This window comes from Streptomyces sp., from assembly GCF_050698815.1.
Classification (GTDB): domain Bacteria; phylum Actinomycetota; class Actinomycetes; order Streptomycetales; family Streptomycetaceae; genus Streptomyces.
In genome coordinates, this window is record NZ_JBOHCV010000598.1 from 1 (window position 1) to 7,612 (window position 7,612).

6 protein-coding genes are annotated in these 7,612 nt (G+C 71.5%); 5 read left to right on the plus strand and 1 reads right to left on the minus strand.

The features are described from left to right. Positions 1 to 415 precede the first annotated feature (415 nt). The gene (locus tag ACRDP3_RS21565; RefSeq protein ID WP_431518631.1) at positions 416 to 1,837 is read right to left on the minus strand and encodes an ABC transporter substrate-binding protein; all 1,422 of its coding nucleotides are present in this window, start codon (positions 1,835 to 1,837) and stop codon (positions 416 to 418) included. Between the two features lie 138 nt (positions 1,838 to 1,975). On the opposite strand from ACRDP3_RS21565, the gene ACRDP3_RS21570 reads away from it, so the two are divergent. The 5 genes from ACRDP3_RS21570 (at position 1,976) to ACRDP3_RS21590 (ending at position 7,544) form a co-directional block, all read left to right on the plus strand. Continuing rightward, positions 1,976 to 3,022 carry a zinc-dependent alcohol dehydrogenase gene (locus tag ACRDP3_RS21570; RefSeq protein WP_431518632.1) on the plus strand — a complete coding sequence of 349 codons (1,047 nt, stop codon included), beginning with the start codon at positions 1,976 to 1,978 and terminating at the stop codon, positions 3,020 to 3,022. A 50-nt stretch (positions 3,023 to 3,072) separates the two neighbouring features. Beyond that, positions 3,073 to 3,873 (plus strand): sugar phosphate isomerase/epimerase family protein, encoded by an 801-nt coding sequence (locus ACRDP3_RS21575; RefSeq protein ID WP_431518633.1) that lies wholly within the window; start codon positions 3,073 to 3,075, stop codon positions 3,871 to 3,873. Beyond that, entirely contained in the window at positions 3,870 to 5,285 is a 1,416-nt protein-coding gene (locus ACRDP3_RS21580; protein ID WP_431518634.1) for an MGH1-like glycoside hydrolase domain-containing protein, read from the plus strand. The genes ACRDP3_RS21575 and ACRDP3_RS21580 overlap by 4 nt, the downstream gene beginning before the upstream one ends. Beyond that, entirely contained in the window at positions 5,282 to 7,225 is a 1,944-nt protein-coding gene (locus tag ACRDP3_RS21585; protein WP_431518635.1) for an amylo-alpha-1,6-glucosidase, read from the plus strand. Before ACRDP3_RS21580 ends, ACRDP3_RS21585 begins: the two co-directional genes overlap by 4 nt. A gap of 91 nt (positions 7,226 to 7,316) precedes the next feature. After that, complete coding sequence (locus ACRDP3_RS21590; protein ID WP_431518636.1) at positions 7,317 to 7,544, plus strand: dodecin; 228 nt, start codon at positions 7,317 to 7,319, stop codon at positions 7,542 to 7,544. The last annotated feature ends 68 nt before the right edge of the window (positions 7,545 to 7,612 follow it).

Below are 7,612 nucleotides of genomic sequence, written 5' to 3' on the forward strand. Positions count from 1 at the left end.
CTCCGGAGCGACGCCGGGCGGGGTGGCACCGCTCTCCGGTGGCCTGGTGCTGGTTTGCGTCATCTGTCTTCCTTCGTGGATACCCCCGGCATCAGCCGGAGGAGGAAACAAACCTCTGCAGAGCAGGGCCGGGAAAGGTGATTCGCCCGTTGTATCCGCGCCTGCGTCCAGATGGGTGATAACGTGTGGCCTGCTGGTCCGGGCGAAAACCAAGCCCGGACCGGCCTACCGCCGGGCTGGCGGGAAGTCAGGTCTGTGGAGCTGATGTAAGACCGATGGGCGGCACACCGTCCCCCGCCGTTAATTCGGGTCGGCAACCGGCTGCGAAGCAGAAAGCTCAACCCGCGAGGGAAGAATCTCCCTGCTTCAGCTCGGAGAGAGGTCAAGGTGTGCGTACCTCGGATGGCGGCGAAGGTCACTCCAGCGACCGCCGCAGCGCGTCGATCTCGTCCCGCGCTTCGCGCGCCGCCTCTTCGGGCGACGTCTGACCGCTGGTCATGGCGCCGATCGCCTTGGGGACGGGGAGTTCGCCGTTGGTGGCGCCGACGAGGGCGCCTTCGCCCTCCTCGATGCCCCAGCGGCGCATCACGCCGACGCCCTGCGTGAGCTGGTCCAGCACCCGGTCCGGGTAGATCGAGTTGAGCGGCTTGCGCACGGTCGCCTCGACGCCGAGCCTGCTGGAGCGCCAGGCACGCGTGTACTTGTCCGGGTCCTCGGCGGTGCCTTCCCGGACCGGGATCTTGCCTTCGGGCGCCATCCCGAACCAGTCCTCGTACCCGTCGCTCAGCATGTGCTTGACGAAGGTGCTCGACGCCTTGGTCTCGGCCGTCTTCGTGATCGTCCAGGAGCTGATCTCGCCGAACTGGACCGGCTTCTCGCCGTCGGGGCCCTTCAGCGCCGTCGCGATGCCGCTGTTCTCCGCGAGGAACGCGCGGTTCTCCTTGCACTCCCGGCAGCTCGGCACGGCGTCGGCCCGCTGACCGGACAGTTCGTCGAGCAGGAAGGAGGACCACACCATCATCGGTGACCTGCCCGCGAAGTAGGTGGCCCGAGTCGTGTCGACGGTCTGGGTGCCGGGAGCGCCGTGCTCGCGGGCGAGGGAGTCATAGGTCTCGAAGGTCCGGCGGCAGGCGGCGGAGTCCAGCGCCACCTCGCCCTTCTCGACGAGCTGGCAGTCGTTGGCCAGTGCCAGATCCTCGAAGCTCTGCTGGGTGAAGAGGTCACTGGGGTCGGTGGCCAGGGAGATGCCGTTCATGCGCCCCCGGTCGAGCTTCCTGGCGGCCTTCAGCATCGTGGCGTAGCTGTCGGGTTCGGGCAGTCCGGCCTTCTTCAGCAGGTCCTTGCGGTAGACGAGGAGCTGGACCCAGGCGTCGGAGGGGACGGTGAGCCGTGTGCCGCCGTCCGAACTGAGCCTGAGTGCGTTGGCGTTGAAATCGCCGACACCCAGTCCCTTCACGATGCCGGTGGTGGCCTTGGTGTTGAGCAGCCCGTTGCCGTACATCTGCCAGGCCTGGCCGAGCGGCAGCGCACCGATCACGTCGGGCAGTTTCCCCGCGGCAGCCGCCGACATGATCAACTGCGGGAGCTGGCCCTCGTCGACGCCGACGAGCTTCACCTGGACGCCGCTCTTCTTCTCGAAGCGGGCGACCATCTTCTTCTGTGCCGCCATCCGCGCGGGCAGATTCTCCAGTGTCCACACGGTGATCCTGGAGTCCGGTTTGCCCGGCCCGACGTGCGCGTTCCCCGAGCAGCCCGCCAGCAGCACGGCGGACAGCACCACTGCGAGCCCGGCTGCGCTCGACTGCCGCACTCTCGAACGCCGCGTCCACATCCGCATGCCCCATCCTCACGTGGCTTCCGCTTTTCAGGGATGCATCTCAGCACCACTTCTGTCTGTTTACAAGACGTAACTCTGATGTATCTTCTACGGAACTGCTGAACCGCACGTCAGAACCAACCCCCCTCGGAGTCCGTTGTGGAGCGAGTCGTCCAGTTCACCGGCCCCCGGCAGGTCGAGGTGGCCGAGCACGAGAGTGCGCCGCTGCCGCCCGGCCATCTGCGGGTACGCACCCGCTACTCGGGCATATCCGCCGGTACGGAACTCACCGCGTACCGGGGCACGAACCCCTATCTGACCCGCACCTGGGACCCCGAGGCCCGGCTCTTCCGTGACGGTGCCGCCGGGATCGCCTATCCGGTCGCCGGCTGGGGGTACTCGGAGGTCGGCGAAGTCACCGAGGCCTCACCGGAGTTGCGGGACCGGCCGGGCCTGCCCGCCGTCGGCGATCTGGTGTGGGGCATCTGGGGCCACCGCAGCGAGGGCGTCGTCCCGGCCGAGCGGATGGCCGGGCACACCCTGCCCGCCGGACTCGAACCGCTCGCCGGTGCCTTCGCCCGGGTCGGCGCCATCGCCTACAACGCCGTGCTCGGCGCCGACGTCCATCTCGGGGAGGACGTCGCCGTGTTCGGGCAGGGCGTCGTCGGACTGCTGACCACCCGCCTCGCCCAGCTCAACGGCGCCCGCGTGACGGCCGTCGACGCCCTCGACGTACGGCTGGAGAGTGCGCGGCAGTACGGCGCCGAGGCCACGCTCAACGCCCGTACCGACGATGTCGCCGAACGGCTGCGGGAGTTCACCGACGGGCGGGGCGCCGACGCCGCCATCGAGATCAGCGGTGCCTATCCCGCGCTGCACGAGGCGCTGCGGTCGGTGGCCGTGGGCGGCCGTGTCGTCGCCGCCGGCTTCTATCAGGGGGACGCCGCCGGGCTGCGGCTCGGCGACGAATTCCACCACAACAGGGCCCAGTTGATCTGCTCACAGATCGGCGGGGTGCCGCATCAGCTCGCCGGGCGCTGGAGCGTGGAACGGCTCCAGCAGACCTTCCTGCGGCTGGTGGCCGAAGGCAAGGTGGATGTGAAGTCCCTGGTCAGTCACGTCGTACCGGCCGCGGAGGCCGCCGACGCCTATGTCCTGCTGGACGAGCGTCCGGGTGAGGCCCTCCAGATCGTGCTCGAGTTCTGAATCAGGCACCCGGCAACCGCACCGCCGCATCACCCCGAAAGGCCCGAACCATGTTCAGAACCGCCTGCCAGGAGCAGCTGCTGCCCGGCGAGACCCTTCAGCAGAAGTGGGAGTTCGCGCAGGCCGCCGGCTACGACGCCATCGAGCTGCGCGGAAAGGGCGGCTTCGGCTTCCGCGAGCGGCTGCCCGAACTGCGCAAGGCCCTCGCGGACGGTGTCGTCATGCCCACGGTGTGCGTCGACATGCCGCACTTCTTCGCCGCCTTCGACGCCGGGCAGCGGCGCGACGCCCTCGACCAGCTGAAGTCGCAGCTGTCGGTCATCGCGGAGCTCGGCGGCACGGGCGCGCAGACCCCTGCCTCGTACGGGATGTTCTCGCGGCGGCTGCCGCCCTTCGAACCGCCGCGCAGCGCGGAGCAGGACCGCGAGGTGCTGCTCGCGGGACTCACGGAGCTGGGTGAGCACGCCCGCCGCGAAGGCGTCGCCCTCTACCTGGAGCCGCTCAACCGGTACGAGGACCACATGCTCAACCGGCTTGAGCAGGCAGCCGAGCTGATCGCCGCGGTCGGTCTCGACTCCGTCCGTATCGGCATCGACAGCTACCACATGAACATCGAGGAGGCCGATCCGCCGGCCGCGATCCTGGCGGCGGCGCCGTACATCGGTCACGCGCAGGTCAGCGACTCCAACCGGTTCCAGCCCGGGGCCGGGCACCTGGACTGGCCCGCCTGGCTGGGCGCCCTGGACAGCGCCGGTTACACCGGATACCTGGCCGTCGAGTGCAGACTGACCGGCGACCCGGCAGCGGCCGTCCGCTCCATCCCGCCCTTCCTGCACCGGGCGGCGGGATGACCGCGGCTCCGCCGGCCTCCGGCGAACTGCTCGCCCCGCACCGGGCGCTCGGCCGGGCCGAGCGCCACCGGCTGCGCCGCGAGGCGCGCCGCGTGCTGTTCGGGAACTGGACCGGAAACTCCACGGTGCCCTCCCGCGGTCTCTATCCGCATCAGTGGAGCTGGGACTCGGCGTTCATCGCCATCGGGCTGCGCCATCTGTCCCCGGTACGCGCACAGCGTGAGCTGGAGACGCTGTTCGGCGCGCAGTGGGCCGACGGGCGGATGCCGCACATCGTCTTCGACACGGGTGTGCCGCTGGACGCGTACTTCCCCGGCCCCGACTTCTGGCAGACGTCCGCCACCGCGCAGGCGGGTCCGCCGCGCGGACTGGAGACCTCGGGCATCGTCCAGCCGCCCGTGCACGCGCTCGCCGCCTGGCTGGTGCACCAGGCCGACCCCGAGGCTTCCCGTCGGCGCGGCTTCCTGGCCCGCCTGTATCCGCGGCTGGCGTCCTGGCACCGCTATCTCGCCGACCGCCGGGACCTGGGCGGGCACGGACTGGCCGCGATGGTGCATCCCTGGGAGCCGGGGATGGACAACAGCCCGTGCTGGGACGGCCCGCTGGCACGCGTCGAGCCGGTCGCCGCGGACTCCTTCCGGCGCGCCGACCTCGCGCACGGCACCGCCGCCGACCGGCCCACCGACCTGGACTACGGGCGCTACGTGCGGCTCGCCGCCGAATACCGCGACCACGGCTACCGCGACGCGGACGCACCGCACCCGTTCGCCGTCGAGGACCCGAGCGTCAATGCGCTGCTGATCGTCTCGGAACGCGCGCTGGCCCGGATCGCGGCCGCGACGGGCGCCGACCCCGCCCCGCACCTCGCCCGCGCCGAAGCGCTCACGGACGCGCTGGTGAAGTGCCTGTGGAACCCGGAAGCCGGGCTCTTCCTCTGCAACGACCTGCGAGCGGACGCTCCGGTACGGGAGTTCAGCGTCGCCGGGCTGGTGCCGCTGATCGTGCCGGGGCTGCCGGAGGAGGTCGCGGCGGCGCTCGTACGTACGGCCGAGGGCCCGCACTTCGGGCTGGGCGGAACCGTACGTCTCGCGCCGAGCTACGCGCTGACCGGGCACGCCTTCGACCCGAGCCGCTACTGGCGCGGGCCGGCCTGGTTCAACGTCAACTGGCTGCTGGAGCGCGGACTCCGGCAGCAGGGTGAGACCGGGCGGGCGGACGCGCTGCGGGCCGAGGTGCTCGGAGCGGCGGTCGACTCCGGCTTCGCCGAGTACCTCGACCCGTACACCGGCGAGGCGCGCGGAATCCGTGACTTCAGCTGGACGGCCGCACTGGCGCTGGACCTGCTGGCCTCCGCCGAAGAGGGCACGACAGCGACATCATGCACGACAGCGATACCCAGGGAGACCCCATGAACGACGGCGACCGTCTGCTCGTACACGACGGCACACTGGCACTGCTCGGCAGCGGCGGCGACATCGACGGGCGTGTGGACGCCACCCCCGACGGGCTGTTCGTGAACGACGGAAGGCATCTGAGCCGCTGGCAACTCAGCCTCGACGACGCGGCGCCCGATCTGCTCGTGCCGGCTAGCGGCGACGGCGCGTGCACTGCCGTGCTGACCCCGCCATTCGGCCGCGACCAGCCGCCGGCGTGCACCGTCTACCGCGAGCAGGCGCTCACCCACCGCACGCTGGTCGAGCGGCTGCGGCTGACCTCCAACGTCGGGCACGAGACGACCGTACGGGTGGCACTGACCGCGGACGCCGACTTCGCCGACCAGTACGAGCTGCGCGGGGACCACACCTTCGCCAAGCCCGGTGGCGAGCGCAGCGCCGAACAGCGCGCGGACGGCGTGGAGCTCAGCTACCGGCGCGGCGACTGGCTGGCCCGCACCACCGTGACGGCGGAGCCGGCGCCGGACGCGGTGGCCGGGACCACGGACGGGGCGCACCGGCTGAGCTGGACTCTCACCCTGCCGCCCCACGGCACGGCCGAACTGACCCTGCGGGCGCGGGCCCACCCGGGGCGGGCGACTGTCTCCGGTGCGGCGGCGCAGGCGGAGAGTGACGCCGTCGTGGCCTCCGCCGGGGGCGCCGCCGAGGCCGCCGCGCCTCCCGCCATTCACGAGCTGACCGACCGGCCGGAGCTGCGCCGGGCCTGCGAGCAAGGCCTCGCCGACCTCGACCTGCTGCGCGTACCGGCCACCGGGCCGGACGGCGAGGCGCTGCGGGTGCCCGCCGCAGGCGTCCCCTGGTTCCTCACGCTGTTCGGCCGGGACTCGATCTTCACCTCGCTGTTCGCGCTCCCGTACCGCCCGGACCTCGCCGCCGCCACGCTCGCCGCGCTGGCCGCGACCCAGGCGACCACCGAGGACCCGCGCCGCGTCGCCCAACCGGGCAAGATCCTGCACGAGGTACGCCACGGCGAACTGTCCGAGTTCGACCAGGTCCCCTACGCCCGCTACTACGGCACGGTCGACGCGACGCCGCTGTTCCTCGTGCTGCTCGGCGCCTGGACGGAGCAGACCGGCGACACGGGCCTGGCCCGCCGCCTGGAGCGGCACGCCCGGGCTGCCGTGGAGTGGATGTTCCGCTACGGCGGCCTCGACGAGCGCGGCTACCTCGTCTACAGCGCGGACAAGGACGGGCTCGCCAACCAGAACTGGAAGGACTCCCCCGACGCGATCTGCTCCGCCGACGGCACCCAGGCCGAAGGCGCACTCGCCGTGTCCGAGGTGCAGGGCTACGCGTACGACGCGCTGCGGCACACCGCCCGCCTGGCCCGTACGGTCTGGGACGACGCCGCCTGCGCGGACCGGCTGGAGGAGGCCGCGGACGCGCTGCGCCTCCGCTTCCGGCGCGACTTCTGGATGGCCGACCAGGACTTCCCCGCCCTCGCCCTGGACGGAACGGGCCGCCAGGCGGACGCGCTCGCCTCGGACGCCGGCCACCTGCTGTGGTCCGGCATCCTCGACGACCGGGACGCCGCCGCGGTGGGACGGAGGCTGCTGGAGCCGGACTTCTTCTCCGGCTGGGGCGTCCGCACACTCGCCGCCGGTCAGCCCGCCTACCACCCGCTGACCTACCACCGGGGCAGCGTCTGGCCGCACGACAACGCGGTGATCGCCCTCGGCCTGGCGCGGTACGGGCTCCGCGAGGAGGTACGTACGCTCGCGGACGGCGTGCTGGCGCTGGCGGCGCACACCGGCTGGCGGCTGCCCGAGGTACTGGCGGGTCACAGCAGTCTCGAACACCCGGCGCCGGTGCCGTACCCGCACTCGTGCACTCCGCAGGCATGGGCGGCGGCGACACCGCTGGCCCTCCTGACGGCCATGGGCGGCGCCGGCACCTGACACCGGCGCCCGGCACGCACTCACCTGCGTAAGCGTGCCGAATCGGGGCACTTGGGATGAGCACATCACCCCGGGAGCAGCGGAGACCACCATGAGCGAGCACACCTATCGGGTGACCGAGATCGTCGGCACGTCCCACGAGGGGGTGGACGCCGCGATCCGCAACGCGGTCAGCCGCGCCTCGGAGACGCTGCGCAACCTGGACTGGTTCGAGGTGACGCAGGTGCGCGGTCAGATCGAGGAGGGCCGGATCGAGCACTACCAGGTCGGCCTGAAGGTCGGATTCCGCCTGGAGGAGGGACAGCCCGCCGCCGACTGAGCCGCGACCGGCGAGGGTTGACCTCAACTTGAGTTGAAGTTCTAGGTTCGTCTTCGTCAGCCGGGAAA

Bases quoted from the DNA above. Each gene is read 5' to 3' on its own strand.
- ACRDP3_RS21565 (WP_431518631.1), bottom strand. From the start codon at position 1,837: ATGCGGATGTGGACGCGGCGTTCGAGAGTGCGGCAGTCGAGCGCAGCC.
- ACRDP3_RS21575 (WP_431518633.1), top strand. From the start codon at position 3,073: ATGTTCAGAACCGCCTGCCAGGAGCAGCTGCTGCCCGGCGAGACCCTT.
- ACRDP3_RS21580 (WP_431518634.1), top strand. From the start codon at position 3,870: ATGACCGCGGCTCCGCCGGCCTCCGGCGAACTGCTCGCCCCGCACCGG.
- ACRDP3_RS21585 (WP_431518635.1), top strand. From the start codon at position 5,282: ATGAACGACGGCGACCGTCTGCTCGTACACGACGGCACACTGGCACTG.
- ACRDP3_RS21590 (WP_431518636.1), top strand. From the start codon at position 7,317: ATGAGCGAGCACACCTATCGGGTGACCGAGATCGTCGGCACGTCCCAC.